General features: G+C 51.0%; 13 protein-coding genes. 6 read left to right on the top strand and 7 right to left on the bottom strand.

Annotation, left to right across the window (positions count from 1 at the left end):
• Window positions 1-72 precede the first annotated feature (72 nt).
• The 3 genes from F608_RS0125945 (at window position 73) to dnaE (ending at window position 5,716) form a co-directional block, all read left to right on the top strand.
• Window positions 73-483 (top strand): hypothetical protein, encoded by a 411-nt coding sequence (locus F608_RS0125945; RefSeq protein ID WP_022668669.1) that lies wholly within the window; start codon window positions 73-75, stop codon window positions 481-483.
• Window positions 484-715: 232 nt separating this feature from the next.
• Complete coding sequence (gene guaB, locus F608_RS0125940) at window positions 716-2,185, top strand: IMP dehydrogenase (protein ID WP_022668667.1); 1,470 nt, start codon at window positions 716-718, stop codon at window positions 2,183-2,185.
• Window positions 2,186-2,194: 9 nt separating this feature from the next.
• Complete coding sequence (dnaE, locus tag F608_RS0125935) at window positions 2,195-5,716, top strand: DNA polymerase III subunit alpha (RefSeq protein ID WP_022668666.1); 3,522 nt, start codon at window positions 2,195-2,197, stop codon at window positions 5,714-5,716.
• 3 nt (window positions 5,717-5,719) lie between these two features.
• Here the strand turns inward: dnaE and F608_RS0125930 are convergent, their stop codons facing one another.
• Window positions 5,720-5,977: a hypothetical protein gene (locus F608_RS0125930; RefSeq protein ID WP_022668665.1), complete on the bottom strand. Its 258-nt coding sequence runs from the start codon at window positions 5,975-5,977 to the stop codon at window positions 5,720-5,722.
• 136 nt (window positions 5,978-6,113) lie between these two features.
• On the opposite strand from F608_RS0125930, the gene djlA reads away from it, so the two are divergent.
• The gene (djlA, locus tag F608_RS0125925) at window positions 6,114-6,884 is read left to right on the top strand and encodes a co-chaperone DjlA (protein WP_022668664.1); all 771 of its coding nucleotides are present in this window, start codon (window positions 6,114-6,116) and stop codon (window positions 6,882-6,884) included.
• On the opposite strand, the gene F608_RS0125920 is transcribed toward djlA, so the two are convergent.
• Genes F608_RS0125920 through F608_RS0125905 form a run of 4 tightly spaced genes read right to left on the bottom strand, consistent with a single transcriptional unit; the run spans window position 6,881 to window position 10,809 of the window.
• Window positions 6,881-7,936, bottom strand: coding sequence for a DUF362 domain-containing protein (locus F608_RS0125920; protein WP_022668663.1), 1,056 nt, complete (start codon window positions 7,934-7,936; stop codon window positions 6,881-6,883). The genes djlA and F608_RS0125920 overlap by 4 nt on opposite strands.
• A 28-nt stretch (window positions 7,937-7,964) precedes the next feature.
• Window positions 7,965-9,311 carry a tRNA (N(6)-L-threonylcarbamoyladenosine(37)-C(2))-methylthiotransferase MtaB gene (gene mtaB / locus F608_RS0125915; protein ID WP_022668662.1) on the bottom strand — a complete coding sequence of 449 codons (1,347 nt, stop codon included), beginning with the start codon at window positions 9,309-9,311 and terminating at the stop codon, window positions 7,965-7,967.
• A complete protein-coding gene (gene mnmA, locus F608_RS0125910; RefSeq protein ID WP_022668661.1) occupies window positions 9,308-10,378 on the bottom strand; it encodes a tRNA 2-thiouridine(34) synthase MnmA in 1,071 nt (356 codons plus the stop codon). The genes mtaB and mnmA overlap by 4 nt, the downstream gene beginning before the upstream one ends.
• Window positions 10,378-10,809 carry an NIL domain-containing protein gene (locus F608_RS0125905; protein WP_022668660.1) on the bottom strand — a complete coding sequence of 144 codons (432 nt, stop codon included), beginning with the start codon at window positions 10,807-10,809 and terminating at the stop codon, window positions 10,378-10,380. The genes mnmA and F608_RS0125905 overlap by 1 nt, the downstream gene beginning before the upstream one ends.
• A gap of 162 nt (window positions 10,810-10,971) precedes the next feature.
• Here F608_RS0125905 and F608_RS0125900 point away from each other — a divergent pair, with 162 nt between their 5' ends.
• The gene (locus F608_RS0125900; RefSeq protein ID WP_022668659.1) at window positions 10,972-13,170 is read left to right on the top strand and encodes an alpha/beta fold hydrolase; all 2,199 of its coding nucleotides are present in this window, start codon (window positions 10,972-10,974) and stop codon (window positions 13,168-13,170) included.
• Between the two features lie 94 nt (window positions 13,171-13,264).
• On the opposite strand, the gene F608_RS0125895 is transcribed toward F608_RS0125900, so the two are convergent.
• Together F608_RS0125895 and fusA are read right to left on the bottom strand one after the other, a co-directional pair.
• The gene (locus F608_RS0125895; RefSeq protein ID WP_022668658.1) at window positions 13,265-13,960 is read right to left on the bottom strand and encodes a hypothetical protein; all 696 of its coding nucleotides are present in this window, start codon (window positions 13,958-13,960) and stop codon (window positions 13,265-13,267) included.
• A gap of 19 nt (window positions 13,961-13,979) precedes the next feature.
• Complete coding sequence (gene fusA, locus F608_RS0125890; RefSeq protein ID WP_022668657.1) at window positions 13,980-16,064, bottom strand: elongation factor G; 2,085 nt, start codon at window positions 16,062-16,064, stop codon at window positions 13,980-13,982.
• A gap of 272 nt (window positions 16,065-16,336) precedes the next feature.
• On the opposite strand from fusA, the gene F608_RS0125885 reads away from it, so the two are divergent.
• Entirely contained in the window at window positions 16,337-17,371 is a 1,035-nt protein-coding gene (locus tag F608_RS0125885; protein WP_022668656.1) for an SPOR domain-containing protein, read from the top strand.
• Window positions 17,372-17,384: the final 13 nt, after the last annotated feature.

Below are 17,384 nucleotides of genomic sequence, written 5' to 3'. Positions count from 1 at the left end.
CAAACGAGGGTGAGCTCTTGCTCTGCCTATCCCCATCGGTTATATTATTAATGCCAAACCCATGATGAATAGATGAAAGTTACAAGTGAATTTTATACTTTAAAACCCTATGCCAACCTTCTTTACGTGAAATCATTTTTATCCTGGGATGAAAGGGTTTCAAAAAGGTTTGCCAGGGATACCTTGGGCATTGTCCAAAAATGTTACCGGGAAAAGCCCTGGGCCGTTCTCCATGATATGGAAGAATGGCAGCTGGGCACACCGGAAATCGAGGAAATCCTCTCCGAACTGCTCAATACTGAACTGACAAATACCCACACCCACCATGCCCTTGCGGTCGGAACCTCCCAGATCAAAAAATGGCAGATAGAAAATATAGTCAAGGATATCAGCCGTTACAAAATTAGACTTTTTAAAACATCGGAAGATGCTGAAAAATGGCTGATTTCCCTGGGCTATGACAGGTCTTCTCCTCAGTTTTAATCCCCCTTCATCGACCTTTTTTGAGATAAAATACCGCAACCGGACGCAAAAGATAGAAAATTTTTTGCCGGGGTTTGTCCGGAATTGACCTTGCCAGAAAAGATTAAATTTGGTAAGAGTACGTGTTTATAATACGCGAATGAAAAATTCAAATCTGGCTGGCTGTTTTAAATCTTTAAAGAGCCGGCCTTAATAGTATTTATAAACAATTTTCCCTTCTGGAGGCTTTTTTATGACCAATATATTACCCGATGACGGACTCTCTTTTGATGATGTCCTTCTGGTGCCGGATTATTCGGCAATCCTTCCCGACGAAGTCAGTACAAAAACCCGTTTGACAAAGGAACTGGAGCTGAATATCCCCATTGTCAGTGCAGCAATGGATACGGTTACCGAGGCTCGTACCGCCATCAGCATGGCCAGGGCAGGGGGGCTGGGATTTATTCACAGAAACCTGAGCATCGAAGAGCAGACCATTGAAGTGGACCGGGTTAAGAAATCAGAATCCGGGATGATCGTTGATCCGGTTACGGTCCGTCCGGATGTATCCATCTCCGAAGTTCTCAATATCATGGCCAAGTACAGGATTTCGGGAATCCCGGTAACCGAGGGCGAAAAACTGGTGGGCATTGTAACCAACCGGGATCTTCGGTTTGAGACTCAATTAGATAAGCCTACCCGGGAGGTCATGACCAGTGAAAACCTGGTGACGGTCCCGGAAAAATGCACTCTTGAAGAGTCCAAGATCATGCTCCACAAACACAGGATCGAGAAACTTCTGGTGGTGGACAAGGAGGGCAAACTCAAGGGGCTGATTACCATCAAAGATATTGAAAAGATCAAAAAATATCCCAATGCCTGCAAAGACAACCTGGGACGCCTTCGGGCCGGGGCCGCCATTGGTGTGGGTTCGGATATGATGGAACGGGTCGAATCTCTTTTGCGGGCCGGGGCGGACGCCCTGGTCATTGACACCTCCCACGGTCATTCCAAGAATGTCATCGATGCGGTGGAAAGGATAAAATCAGCCTTTCCGAATTGCCAGATCATTGCCGGAAACGTAGCCACGGAAAAGGGAGCCAAGGATTTGATCGATGCCGGCAGTGATGCCGTCAAAATCGGGATCGGGCCGGGATCCATCTGCACCACCCGGATCGTGGCCGGAGTCGGTGTCCCCCAGCTGACTGCTGTCCGGAACTGTAAAAAGATATCCCAGGCCACAGGCGTCCCCATCATTGCAGACGGAGGAATCAAGTTCTCAGGAGATATCTCCAAGGCCCTGGGAGCCGGTGCAGATTCCGTCATGCTGGGAAGCCTTCTGGCCGGAACCCGTGAGAGCCCCGGAGAGATCGTGATTTACCAGGGCAGATCCTATAAGGCCTATCGGGGCATGGGATCTGTTGAGGCTATGAAAAAGGGAAGTTCCGACCGGTACTACCAGAAAGACACGGAGGAGAATGAAGAACTGGTTCCCGAAGGTATTGTGGGCCGGATTCCCTACCGGGGAACCATCCGTGAAAACATCACCCAGATGATCGGGGGACTCAAGGCCGGTATGGGATATCTGGGGGCAGCCAATATTGAGGAACTCCATGAGAAGGCCAGGTTTGTGAGAATCAGCGCGGCCGGCCTCAAGGAAAGCCATGTTCATGACGTGGTGATCACCAAGGAGGCACCCAACTACCGGGTCGAAAGCAGTTAAGCGCAGATTATGAACCAATTATCTTCCCCATTTTACCACCTCCACGTCCACACGGAGTTCTCCCTGCTGGACGGTGCCATCCGCCTGGATTCCCTGATCAAAAGGTGCCGGGAATACGGCATGGATGCCGTGTCCATGACCGACCACGGCACCATGTTCGGGGCGGCCGCCTTTTACGAAAAGGCCAGAAAGGAAGGGGTCAAGCCCGTGCTGGGCTGTGAAGTCTATGTGGCCCCCAGGACCCTTAATGACCGGACCCAGATGGACAACAAGGGTCTGAGCCATCTGGTGCTCCTGGCAAAGAACCGGGAAGGGTACGCCAACCTGTGTAAACTGGTCTCCATTGCCCAGCTCAAGGGATTCTACTACAAACCCAGGATCGACCGGGAGCTTTTGGCAGCCCATTCCAAGGGACTCATCGGGCTGTCTGCCTGCCTTAAGGGGGACATTCCCAAGGCCATTATCGCCAATGACACGGAACGGACGGATCAGGCGGCTCAATTCTACCTGGATACCCTTGGGGAAGATAATTTTTTTCTGGAGATCCAGGAAAACGGGATGGAGATCCAGCATAGGGTGAACCAGGGGATTCTGGATCTGAGCCAGAGACTCTCCATCCCCATGGTGGCCACCAATGACTGCCATTACCTGTCCAAGGGAGATCACAAGGCCCACGAGATCCTGCTCTGCATCCAGACCGGAGATACCTTTACCAACCAGAACCGTTTCAAATTCGACTCAGATCAGCTTTATTTTAAATCCGCCCAGGAGATGATTGATTCCCTGGGCCAGTTCCCAGGTGCCATTGAAAACACCCGGGAGGTCATTTCAAGATGTAATGTGGAATTTGATGATAAGACCTATCATTTCCCGCGATATGCCCAGACCCAGGACGAATCCGAGGCCGAGCTCTTCAAGGAAAAGGCCATGGCCGGATTTGAAGAAAAGCTGGCCAGGATAAAGAAGAAAAATCCGGACATCGATGAGAAAGAGTACAGGGACCGGATCGAGTATGAGATAAAAATTATTCTCGATATGGGGTTTCCCGGGTATTTTCTCATCGTGGCCGACTTCATTGCAAAATCCAGAGAAATCGGTGTGCCCGTCGGTCCGGGCAGGGGGTCTGCCGCCGGTTCCATGGTTGCCTATGCCATGGATATCACTGCCCTGGATCCCATTGAACACGGACTGATCTTTGAGCGGTTTCTCAACCCTTCCCGGATATCCATGCCCGATATTGACGTGGATTTCTGCATTGAGGGACGGGACAGGGTATATAAGTATACCATTGAGCGGTACGGGGGACCTGAATACGTCTGCCAGATCATTACCTTTGGAAAGCTTAAGGCCAAGGCCGTAATCCGGGATGTGGGCCGGGCCCTGGGGGTTCTCCTCTCGGAAGTGGACGAGATCGCCAAGATGATCCCGGACAATGCCAAAAACCTGACCAAGGCCATTGAGGAAGTCCCGGCCATCCGGGAAAAATGTGGTGAATCCCCGGAAAAGACCCAGATGCTGGAGATTGCCCTGCTTCTGGAGGGACTGCCCAGGCACGCTTCCACCCACGCCGCCGGCGTAGTGGTGGCAGACAAACCCTTGAACGAATATCTGCCTTTGTTCAGGGGAAAAGAAGGGGAGACCATTACCCAGTTCGACATGAATTACGTGGAAAAACTGGGGCTGGTAAAGTTTGATTTCCTGGGACTTCGGAACCTTACCGTCATCAAGAACTGCATTGAGCTCATTGAGAAACAGGGCAAAGAGGCCCCGGATCTCCTGAATCTGGATTACGAAGACGAAAAGGCTTTTGCGCTTCTTCAGAACGCCGATACCACCGGAGTGTTCCAGCTTGAAAGTTCGGGAATGAAAGACCTGATATCCAGGCTCAAGCCGGCAGCATTCTCCGATATCGTTGCCCTGGTGGCCCTGTACCGGCCCGGCCCCCTTGACTCTGGCATGGCCGATTCCTACGTGGAAAGAAAGCATGGCCGGGAAGAGGTGGTTTATCTCTTTGAGGAATTGGAACCGGTTCTGAATGAGACCTACGGAGTCATCCTCTACCAGGAACAGGTCATGAAGATTGCCGGGGTTCTGGCAAGCTACTCCATGGCCGATGCAGACGGCCTCAGGAAAGCCATGGGAAAGAAAAAGCTGGATCTCATGGAAAAACACCGGAGGCTTTTCCTTGAAGGGGCTGAAAAAAACGGCCACGATCCCCAAAAGGCAGAAGAGCTTTTCAACCTCATGGAGAAATTCGGCGGGTACGGATTTAACAAGTCCCATTCCGCTGCCTATGCCCTCATCGCCTATCAGACCGCTTATCTTAAGGCCAATTTTACTCTGGAGTTTATTGCGGCCCTCATGACCAGTGAGCGGGGCAACTCCGATGCGGTCATGAAGTACATGGATGAGTGCCGGTCCCACGATATCAAAGTCCTGCCCCCGGACGTCAATAAAAGCGATGCCCATTTCACGGTTTCCCAGGGATCTATCCGGTTCGGCCTGGCCGCGGTCAAAGGGATCGGGGAAGCGGCCATTGAGTGTATTGTGGAAGCCAGACAGAAGGAAGGTCCCTTTGAAAGCATCTATGATTTCTGTGAACGGGTCAATGTCTCCAAGGTCAACAAGAAGGTCTTGGAGGCCCTGATCAAATGCGGGGCCTTTGATTCCACCGAAGCCAGGCGAAGTCAGATGATGGCCGTACTGGAAGAAGTATTGGAGCATGGAAACAGGATTCAACGGGAAAAAGCAGACGCCCAGCTCGATCTGTTTGGGGATTCAGACCTGGGCGTGGCCGTTCCGGTCAGCATTCCCAAACTCCCGGATATCGAAGAATGGGAGGACAACCAGCTTCTCGAACTGGAAAAAGAGGCCCTTGGGTTCTACATCACCGGCCATCCCATGGATAAGTACATGGACATTATCCGGAAATTTGCCAGTGTGAACTCTGTCTCCCTCCAGGATAGCCGAGATGAAAAGATGGTCCGCATGGGCGGAACCATGAAGGTATCCAAGCTCCATAAGACCAAAAAAGGGGATATGATGGCCTTCTGCGCCATTGAGGACCAGTACGCCAGCACCGAGGTGGTGGTATTTCCCAAAGTCTACGCCAAAACCCATACCCTGCTGGCAGAAGAGGCCATCGTTATCCTGGAAGCCGAAGTTCAGAAAACCGAAAACATGGTCAAGCTGCTGGCCGAAAAAATCGTTCCAGTGGAACTGGCAGACCAGGAGTGGACCAGCCGGGTCTTGATCCGTTTGGACGCGGCCCGGGACGAATCCAATGCCCTGGAAAAACTCAAACCCATCATTGAAAGATATCCGGGAGAGTGTTCCTCCTGTCTGAAAATTCATACAGATGAAGACCAGCCTCCGGTACTGGTGCAACTCTCGGAGGAGTATATGACCCGGTCCGAGCCCTCTTTTTTCAGGGAAGTGGAAGAGCTTCTGGGCGAAGGAAGCATTGAAAGCCTCTGTGCACCGGTCCAGGAAAAAATAAAGAAGAAAAAACCCTGGATGAGAAAAAACTGAAAATCAGTCGAAATCGTCCAGGTTCAGGTCATCCAGGTCGGACAAATCCATGTCCTTGAGAAGGTCGTCATCCTCGGGAATATCCTCTTCTATGATCAGGGGCTTTTTTCCCTTGGGATCTTCCGGCAATGAGAGCTCTTCGGAATTTTCAGTGGGAGAGAATCGTTCGACCAGGACCATACAGGTCATGTAGACCACGAATCCCAGTCCGGCTGTGTTCAGAATGAGAAGAATCGTACCAATAATTTTTTTTGCTGCCATGGATCCGCCCCTAACCAGTTTAAGTTTGACCTGTGATCGTTTTTAAGTTTATATATACCCCATTGTGGGTTAAAAATGCAAACAAACGGATGAAACGGCGAAACGCCAATTCAAAAGAAAAGAATAAAGGAACTTCATGAGCTGGTTTGGAAAAATGATCGGCGGAACCATCGGGTTTGCCCTGGGCGGTCCCATTGGGGCTGTGGCAGGAGCGGCCTTCGGCCATACCTTTGTAGACAAAAAAGAGGATGAATACCTGGCCTCCATTCCCGGGGGCGGCCGGAGAACCTCCCTTTCTTCCAATGAAGAGGCTCAGCTTGTCTTTTTCACGGCAGCCTTTTCCATGCTTGCCAAGGTGTGCAAGGCAGACGGGGCAGTAACCCCAAAGGAGATTCAGGCCGTGGAGACCTTCATGAGACAGGATCTTCAGCTGGATCCGGAAAGCCAGGAAACGGCCAAGAACATATTCAGGCAGGCGGTAAATTCTCCGGAACCCTTTGACGCCTTTGCCCGCCAGTTCTATTCGGTTTTCAGCTCCCAGCCCAACATTATTGAACTCATGCTGGATGTATTGTTCAGGGTGTCTGCGGCGGACGGAAACATATCCCCCCAGGAAGATGCCATGATTCAGGCGGCCTTCAGGATCTTTAACTATGCGGATTCAGATGCCCGGCGGTTCCGGTCAAAATACGTGAAAAAGACCAACCAGGACTACGCCGCCCTGAAGATCGATGAATCCGCATCCGATGAAGAGGTCAAAAAACAGTACAGGACCCTGGCAAACGAGTATCATCCGGACAAGATCGAGGCCAAGGGACTGCCTGAGGAGTTCATCAAATTTGCCAATGACAAATTTGTGGAAATCCAAGAAGCCTATGAGAGAATCCGGAAGGAACGCGGATTCTAAAGCAGGCCCTTTTCCCCGGCAATTTTCATGTAGGTGTCCACAATGGTCTGGGGAGGTTCCCACCTTTCCGTATCTTCCCTGTCCCTGAGGGCCACAGCATCAAACTCGCAGACGGTCACGCACAGACCGCACCCGATACACCTGTCGCTGTCCACGGCGGCCGAGACATCGATGGAGATCGCATCCATGGGACAGATATCCTCGCAGGCAGAGCATGCCGTACAATTGTCCGGATCTACCTGGGCCTGGAAATTGGTGTTTACAATTTTGGCCGGGGCTTCGGTCTTTTTGATATTGCTTAGGATCTGGCAGCAGCAGTCGCAGCAGAGGCAGATATTGATGGGATCCTTGGTATTGGAGGGTTGGGGCACCAGGCCCTGTTTGACCCCTTTGTGGAGGATTTCCAGGGCCTCCTCCTGGGAAATGGTTCTGCCGATGCCCCGGCTTTCATAAAGATAGGCCCCGCCGCCGAAAATCAGACAGGCCTCCTCCATCTTGCCGCAGTCCTTGCCTACCATCTTATGTTCCCTTCTGCAGATGCAGGGGGCCACCAGGATTTTGGACTGGGTCCGGATCAGGTTCCCCACCCGCTCATGGTCCATGACGTTGAGTTCCGTGTTGATGGATTTTTCCACCGGGATCACTCTCAGCTGCTGGGTTTTCTGTTTTTCAATATCCTTCATGAGATAGGGAACATACTCGTTGAAATCATCCACAAGTTCCCGGGTCAGGCGGTTCACCTGATACTCCCAGATTCCCACCACAAACTGGGCCAGCATATACAGATCATTGCCGCCCCGGCTCATATGAATGATCAGCCCCTTTTCCCCCATCTCCTTGAGCATGGGTTCGATAAGGTCTATATCTTTACCGGCCCGGTCCGCAATGGATGCGGCAGGTTCCGGCATCATGATCAGGGAGAGGTCGAGTTCAGCCTCCTGGGGGGTGAAGAGCCGTTTCAGGATTCTGAGTTCCACACCGGATTCGGTTTCGGGAAACCCGCCGGGGGTATTGTCCAGATGACGTGCCAGTCTTTTGTATACATCTTCCATAATCAGATCTCTCCCAGGAAATAGAGTACTAGGGGGTTATTCTTCCAAACAGGTTAAACTCTTTATCACATCGTTCAAGAACAAGATCAACCATTTTCCCCTTAAGAGCTTGATTTTTATCTGCCAGGGCCGGATCAAGAGATACGGTGAGGTAATTGGAAGTCACCGCCTTGAGCCGCCCGGACTGCCTGTCCTCTTTGTGCTGAACCAGTCCCTTGAGACGCCTTCCCATATTGTCCCGGATAAAGGCCTCTCTCTTTTTTCTGTCCAGGGCCCGCATGAGCCGGCACCGTTCTTTGATCACCTCGGGATCCACCGGATTTTCAAAATCATAGGCAGGCGTGCCCTTTCTGGGAGAAAAGGGAAAGATGTGGAGATAGGATATGGGCAGGTCCTTGATAAGGCGAAAGGTGTTTGTAAATTGTTCATCGGTTTCAGAGGGAAACCCGATGAGGATGTCTGCTCCGATGCCGGCAAAGGGCAGTTTGGAATGAATCCTGCGGATCACCCGGCTGAAGTGGCCGGAGGTATAGGGCCGCTTCATCTTTTTTAAAATATCGTCATCCCCGGACTGGAGGGGAATATGAAAATGATCACAGAGAACCCGGCCGTCTCCGGCGCAGTCAATGAGCCTGTCATCCATCTCCATGGGTTCAATGGAGCTGAGCCGGACTCTTTCAACGGGCCTGAGCCGGTCAATTTTCTCAACCAGATCGGAAAGGGAAATCCCGGGGCGTAAGTCCCGGCCGTACATGCCCGTGTGGATTCCGGTGAGGATAACCTCCCTGAACCCGGCATCACCAAGCAGTTCCAGATGGCGGAACACCTCCTGCTCCGGCATGCTCACGGAGGATCCCCGGGCATAGGGAACAATACAATAGGTACAAAAGGCATTGCATCCGTCCTGGATCTTCAGGTAGGCCCGGGTCATACTGCCCTGGACCACCTCGGGAAAGGAGATAAATTGATTGGCCGGTGTGTGGTCGACCGGTTTAAAGGCCAGAGTGGAATCCTCTTTTTCCGGGTCTGACTTCCGGATCAGGTCCGAGGCAAGATCCGGAATCCCGGTCTTGTCCCGGTGACAGACCACCTGGTGAACCCCCTCGATTTTGTGGACCAGATCCGGATCGGTCTGGGCATGACATCCCGTGACAATGATGCGGGTTTCGGGATTTTCCCGGATGATTCTCCGGATGGCCTGGCGGGACTGCATTCCGGCCCTGGACGTGACTGCACAGGTATTGATAATGCAGAGGTCCGCCGGCTGATCCTTATTCGTCCGGACCCAGCCCTTTTTAACCAGACAGGAGGCAATGCCGTCGGATTCATACTGGTTGACCTTGCATCCCAGGGTTTCAATATAGAATTTTTTCATTGGATAATCCCGCTTCCCAGGATCTGTTCTCCTTCATAAAATACGGCGGCCTGTCCCGGAGTGATTGCCCCCTGGGGTTCATCAAAAATCACCCTGCCTGAAACAGCCCCCCCCTGACTTTTTCCATGGATCTTGAGCCGGGAAAGGCACTCCCTATGGGCATACCGGATTTTTGTCTTGAGGACAAACTCTTTTCCGGGCACTAGGGGCTCCATGGGATGCCAAAGGATGTCGGTAACCTCCATCTCTTTCTGGGTAAGATCCTTTTTATAGCAGACATGGAGGGTATTGGTTGCCGGATCAATCCGTTTCACATAAAAAGGTTCCGGTCCGGGGCAGTTGATTCCCCGTCTCTGGCCGATGGTAAAGGTATGGAGACCGTTGTGAGTGCCGATCACCCGTCCGCTTTTCTCTTTAATCTCCCCCGGCACCGGTTCGATTCCGGTCTTGCGTAAAATAAATTGGGAAAAATTGTCTTCCTGGATAAAACAGATATCCTGGCTCTCCTCTTTGTTCACGGGCTCAAGATCGTTTTCCAGGGCGATCTGCCGGACTTCGAGTTTGGTAAATTCCGCCAGGGGAAAGAGGATGTTCTCCAATTGGCCGGCACTGAGCCTGGCCAGAAAATAAGATTGATCTTTGTTCCTGTCCGCCCCTTTTTCCAGCCGGGGCCGGACGATTCCTTTATCTGGAAAGGAAACCGGGTTGACCACCCGGGCATAGTGACCCGTGGCCATAAGGTCGGCGCCAAGCTTCCTGGCTTCGGCGGCAAGGGCTCCAAATTTGATTCTTTCATTGCATATCAGACAGGGATTGGGGGTCTGTCCCCTAAGATAGGTGGAGATGAAATAGTCGACCACCTCCTGTTCAAACACTTTCTTGAGATCCACCCGGATGATCTTGAAATCCAATTGCTTTTCCAGCCGGGAAAGGTCAAGGGATTCCTTTTCATACCCAATGGAAAAATGGATGCCGAACAGATCTTTGAACTTTTTTTTTATGAGGAAACCAGATACCAGGGAATCAATGCCGCCGCTCAATGCCACGGCCACTACAGGGGATTTCATCAAGAAACTTCTTCCCCGGTTTTACTGAACAATCCCATGGCCCGGGTGGGGCAGGTGAGAATGCAGAGCTCACAGACCGAACATTTTTTCTTATCAAAGATCACCTCCATTTCCGGCCTTTGGATATAAAGAGCCTCGGTGGGACAGACCGCCGTACATGCCCCGCAATGGGTGCAGATCTCTTCGTCTTTAAAGATCTGATGTTCCGGATGGGATATACTGACCCCATGGGTCTTGAGAAATTCCACCCCTTTTTTAAAATCCGCCTTTGCAGGGGAGGAGATTTCCAGGACCATGAATCCTTCCCTTTTATTGGAAATATCCGCCCTGAGAATATTGAACATGAGGTCATACTTCTTGGTCAGCTGGCAGACCAGGGCCTTCTGGGCCACCTCGGACGGGAAATTTAAGATAACGATTTTTGAGTACAATGTTTATCCTCCAAAGCCCCTTTACAGGCTCTCCTGAAAATCTCTTTGACAAAAAAAAGGCTTATTCAGTACAATGATCCCAACGAATAGGATCAAGACCAATGCCCCCTATATATATAATAAACCGGTCGAATTCACAATCTTCTTTTAAGGACCCGGACCATGAACCCTGTTGTTTTTGAGCTGTCCAGTTACACCCTTAAGGCCCTTTCCGGTTTTTCAAAGGCCCGGATCCGGATTGAGGGGAAGGAAAACATTCCCGACGGTTCCGTGATCTTCTGTGCCAATCATTTTACCCGGATTGAAACCATATTTCTCCCCTTTCACATCCACTCGATTACCCAGAAAGATGTCTGGTCCCTGGCAGCCAAGGACCTGTTTGAGCTGCCTTTACTGGAAGCCCTCATGACCCGGTTCGGTGCGGTTTCCACAGGGGACCCCCACCGGGATGATTTAATCCTGAAGACCCTCTTGCCCGGGGATGGGCAGTGGATTATCTTTCCCGAGGGGATGCTGGTCAAAAACAAGAAACTGATTAAAAAGAACCAATTTTATCTCAAAGACGATATCCATGTTTCCCGCCCCCATACCGGACCCGCTGTCGCCGCCCTGAGGTGCGAGTTTTTCCGGGAACGGCTGCGCCGTCTCCAGGCCATGAAGGTTTCCGAATTTGAACGTCTGGCCAAACAACTCAATATTACTGATATGGACAGGGTATTGAAGGGATCAACCTATATCGTTCCCGTGAACATTACCTATTATCCGGCACGGCCCAGGGAAAACATCCTGGCTTCCCTGGCCGGATTGCTCATGAAGACACCCTCCAAGAGAGTAATGGACGAAATCATGACCGAAGGGGGAGTTCTTTTTGCCGGGGTCGATATCACCATCCGCTTCGGTCCCCCCATCACCATGACCCCTTATTTACGTCATTTTTACCTTGAAAGCATGCTTTCCGCCAGGAGACGGATTCACTTTTCCAGGGACATCCATGCCCGGCAGCTGCTCAGAAGGCTCTCCCTGGGTATCATGGAAAATTATATGTCCTCGGTATACTCCATGATCACCCTGAACCATGACCATGTGATGGCCTGCATTCTCAAACATCTTCCATACCGGGAAAACGGGTTTGACGTCTACGAGTTCAAGGCCAAGGTCTATTATGCCATTGCAGGGCTCCGGCAAAAAAAAGTCTGCCATTTTTCGGATCACTTGAACCTTAACCAGATCCATCTTCTCACCGATGACCGGTTTAAAAAAATATCCGAGTTCCTTGACCTGGCCCTGGCAACAGGCGTGATTCAAAAAGACGGGATTCGAATGATCAAGAACCAGGCCCGGTTTTTCCAGGCTTCCAATTTCCATTCCATCCGGTCGGAAAATCCCATCCTGGTCATGGCCAATGAGGTGGAACCGGTGGGGGAGGTGGAAGATTTCCTGAAAACAATCGCCAGAAAGTCCGGCCCGGAAATCATGGAGGCCGTGGGCCATGGGATAAGGGCAAAAATCCAGGAGGATTTTACCCGGGATTATGCAGATCACTTCATGGAAGGGGAGTCCAAAAAAAAGAGAATCGGAAGGCCCCTGTTTATGGATATGCGGGAAGACCGGGCAGGGGGGCAACCGGACGGTCATGGAAAAGAAAGACCCGGAATTCTGCTCATCCACGGCTATATGGCCGCTCCCGAGGAAATGAAGCAGTTTGCCCAGTTCCTCCATGAAAACGGATTTACCGTATTTGCTCCCCGGCTCAGGGGCCACGGCACATCTCCGGAAGACCTGGCCCGCACCACCTATGAACAATGGATGGAATCTGCAGAAGAGGCCTATGTGGCCCTTCGCCACACCTGCACCCAGACCTTTATCGGCGGATTCTCGACCGGAGCGGGACTTGCCCTTGAGCTGGCTACCCGGGTGGAGGATTTTCAGGCGGTTTTTGCCGTGGCCCCGCCCATGCGCCTCAACGACCTGGGAGCCTATTTCGTACCTGCCATTGACACCTGGAACTCCATGATCCGGAAAATGAAACTTGGGGCCATTGCCAAGGAATTTATCAGCAACAACCCTGAAAACCCGCGGATCAACTACAAAAGAAATCCCATTGCCGGGATCCGCCAGCTTGAAAAACTTATGGTTCAGCTGGAGCCCAAGCTGAAAACCCTGGAAAAACCGGTCCTGGTTGCCCAGTCCAGAAAGGATCCGGTGGTCTCCACACGGGGAACAGGCAAATTGTTCCAACTCATCGGATCTCCTTTCAAGGAGTACTATTTATTTGATTATGACCGCCACGGCATCCTCAACGGAAAGGATTCAAACCGGGTGTTTCAGGCCATTTTGAATTTTATCCGGGAATGGGCATAAAAAAGGCAGAGAAACCGGGTTTTCCCGAATTTCTCTGCCTGAAGGGTCTTCTTGGGTCAAGGAGCTGGCCCGAGGTGCTCCTCTTTTATATTAATTATCCATTCTCAACCATCATGGTGGCCGGATTCAGAAGATGCTTGACATTGGCCCTGTCTCCGTCCTTGAGAACAAGGGCTTCGATTTTATTGTCAACCGGGTTCAGGAACATCGCCTTATCAAAAAGTTCATTGTGAACGGCCAGCTGAATGGGAAATCCGTCTTTATTGAGGGCCTCTTCCCGGTGGCTCTGCATGGCAAACCAGATGGAAATGGAAAACTCTTTGTTCAGGTCACTCAGGGACTCCAGTATGGCTGAATTGTCCTGGTCGAAATTCAAGCCGTCCAGAACCATGATGGAAGGAAACTCCATGTCCGCCTTTTTAAAACTTTTCAGATAATCCTTGATCTTGTCGGTATCAAAGGTGGTTTCGGTATAGCTGATGCCCACCTTGCAGGGATTGATGTCATCCCAGAGCCGTTTGGCCTTCTGGGGATCCACATATCCGATGCTGTCCACAAGATTGGTATATCCTTCTTCATATCTCAGGTTGATTTTTTCTATGGAGTCATCCAGGCTGACATGAAGAATTTTTTGATCCTTTAAGAGCTGGGTGAGGGCAACCTGAACCAGAAAACTTGTTTTCCCAACGCCCGCCCTGGACAGGACCGCACCGAACCGGGCATTCGTGATATTCTCACTGCCAATGGTTTTTTCCACCGGACTTCTGAGAATGAGGTCTTTTTTTAGCATGTTTCCTCTCTTTGGATAATTATTTTTTTTCTGCTTTTTCTTCTTGTTTCTTTTTTACAATGTCCTCGGCAACGGACTGGGGAACCTGCTTGTAAGTGGAGAATTCCATTGTGAACTGGGCCTTGCCCTGGGTAGCGGAGCGCAGGATGGTTGAAAATCCGAACATCTCCGACAGGGGAACCTGGGATTCGACCACGGACATAACCCCTTCTTCCTGGGACCCCTGGATGATACCCCTTCTCTGGTTGATCAATCCCATGCAGGCCCCCTGAAATTCATTGGGGGTTTCAATGACCACCTTCATGATGGGCTCTTTGATGACCGGTCGGGCCTTGGCATAGGCCTCCAGAAAGGCTCCCCTGGCTGCCGCCTGAAACGCCATTTCCGAAGAGTCCACGGCGTGGTATGCACCGTCTTCAAGGGTAACCTTGATACCGGTAACCGGAAACTCAAGTTTAGGGCCTTTTTCAAGACAGGCGACAAACCCTTTTTCACAGGCCGGTATATACTGGGTGGGAATCCTTCCTCCGGTGACTTTGTTGACAAATTCGAATTCTTCTTCGCAGGGCTCAAGAAAACCGGATACCCTTCCGAACTGGCCGGCACCGCCGGTCTGTTTCTTGTGGGTATAGTTGTAAAGGGCCTTCTGGGTAATGGTCTCCCGATAGGCCACCCGGGGCTGACCGGTTTCCACCTCTGCGCCGTACTCCCGTTTCATCCGCTCCACATAGACTTCAAGGTGGAGTTCCCCCATCCCCTGGATAATGGTATCCCCGGTTTCATGATCCACATAGGTTTTAAAAGTGGGATCTTCCTTGGTGAACCGGTTCAGGGCCTTGGACATATTGATCTGGGCCTTGTTGTCCTTGGGCACGATGGAAAGGGAAATTACCGGGTCCATGACATGCATGGCCAGCATGGAGTAATTGATCTGGGGCGAAACAAAGGTGTCGCCTGAGGCACAGTCAATGCCGAACATGGCGCCGATATGGCCGGCCGGAATGGAGTCTACATCTTCCATCTGGGAGGAGTGCATGCGGATCAGGCGCCCTGCCTTGACCTTTTTCCCGTCCCTGGAATTGATCAGGGTATCTCCCTTGTTGATGCAACCCTGATAGACCCGGATATAGGTGAGCTGTCCGTACTGGCCGTCCTCCAGTTTAAACGCCAGGGCAACCGTGGGCTTGTCAAACACACTTTCAAGGATGACGCTTTCTTCGTTGTTGTCCAGGTCAATGGCTTCATTTTCAATATCCAGGGGAGAGGGCAGGTAATGCAAAACAGCATTGAGCAGGGGCTGGACCGCCTTGTTTTTATAGGCGGACCCCAGAAAGACAGGGGTCATTTCCCTGGAAATGGTCCCGGTTCGAACAGCGGAGCGGATCAAGTCTTCGGAAAGTTCCTTCTCTTCAAGAATGGCGTCGGTCAGTTCTTCGGAAAACAGGGAAACCGCGTCCACCATTTCTTCCCTTGCAGTCTCGGCCTCTTCGAGCATCTCTTCGGGGATCTCTTTTTCAACCATCTTCTCCCCGTTTTCGCCCTCAAAATAATAGGCCTTCATGGTCACCAGATCCACCACACCCTCGTGCTTGTCTTCAAGTCCGATGGGAAGCTGCATCATCACTGAGTTATGCCCCAGTTTATCCCGAAGCTGGGTGCTGACCTTGACCGGGTTGGCGCCGGACCGGTCGCATTTATTGATAAAGGCAATACAGGGGACCTTGTATCTTTTCATCTGCTGGTCCACGGTAATGGACTGGGACTGGACCCCGGATACCGAACAGAGGATCAGGACAACCCCGTCAAGGACCCTGAGGGAGCGTTCCACCTCAACGGTGAAATCCACATGGCCCGGGGTGTCGATGATATTGATTCCATGGTTGCTCCACTCACAATGGGTGGCGGCGGAGGCAATGGTGATGCCCCTTTCCTTTTCAAGTTCCATGGAGTCCATCACTGCACCGGCTCCGTCTTTTCCCCTGACCTCATGGATCTGGTGAATCCTGTCCGTGTAGAACAGAACTCTTTCGGTCAGAGTGGTTTTTCCGGAATCGATATGGGCGCTGATCCCTATGTTTCTTACCCTTTCTAAATCTCTGATCATTTTTGCATCATCCTCGTGAATAAAAATGTAAACTTATCTGCAACAATAAAACGGCAAAAATTGCCAAAGGCATTGCTTTATATTAAATTTGCTAAATTATGATTACGATTTTATTAAAATTGAATCCAGGTTAAACTTAGCTTATGAAACACGAACGTATACACCATGAAACATAATTTGTCAATATTTTATTCGAAATGTTGATTTTTATTGAATTTGCCTTCCATATCTACTAACTTTATGAGTTCGTAAAACTTATCTGGAGCATACGCTTGAAAAAACATCTCATATGGGCCGTTTTTCTGCTGTTTATCGCGGTGCATCCCCCTGCCGGATTCGTCCATGCCCGGGAAGAGGCCGGGAAGGCATCCGCTCCGGACCTGTCTGAAAAAGAGTGGTTTGACAGGGGAGTTCTTTTTTTAAAACAGGAAAAATATCCGGAAGCGGTCAAGGCCTTTACCTCTTTAATTGAAATTTCCCCCAGGGCAGCCGATGCCTATAAGAACCGGGGGGTGGCCTATATGAAGCAGAACCTTTACGACCTGGCTATTCAGGATTTCCTGAAGACCATTGAAATTCAACCGGATTTAAAAGGGCTCTACTCCAACCTGGGGGTGGCCTGGTACTATCAAAAAGAGTACCGCAAGGCCATTGAAAATTATGATAAGGAAATCCAGCAGGCCCCCAACTCCTATTTTACCTATTTCAACCGGGCCATCTGCTGGGCCGAGCTCAAGGAAAACCAAAAAAGCCTGAACGACATCAAAAGAACCCTGGAGATCATGCCGGATCTTTATCCGGCTCTCTGTCTCAAGGGGGACCTTTTAGCGAAGATGAACCAGCCGGTTCAGGCAAAGGAAATCTATGAAAAGGCAATATCCCTTCATCCGGACCAGACCTATGCCAGAAACAAGCTGGCCGAATTAAAATTTGATTCCACCCTGGAAAACATCGTCACTACAAACGGGTCCGAAAATAAGAAGACCGGAACCGGTCCCCGGGACAGGGACGGAACAAGCAAGGGCAAGGCAAACGACGGGATAGATCCGTCCACCGGGAAAAAAAAGGTGTATGAACTCCAGGTCGGAGCCTTCAGGATCCTGGAAAATGCCCGGGACATGCAGAACGAGCTGGGCCGGTCCGGGATACCCAGCCGGCTCATGACCATTGCTCCCGAGGGCGCCAGAAAATGGTATTTTGTCAGGACCGGAAATTATCCGTCCTACGCAAAAGCCAGGGAGGCGGAAACAGAATTTGAGAAAAAGACCGGAAGGGATGTAATAGTAAAGCTTTCCACACGCTGGTAAATCCCCCCCCAAT

Source organism: Desulfospira joergensenii DSM 10085, assembly GCF_000420085.1.
Lineage (GTDB): Bacteria > Desulfobacterota > Desulfobacteria > Desulfobacterales > Desulfobacteraceae > Desulfospira > Desulfospira joergensenii.
Note: the sequence above shows the minus strand (reverse complement) of the source record. Positions and strands in the feature narration are given on the sequence as shown.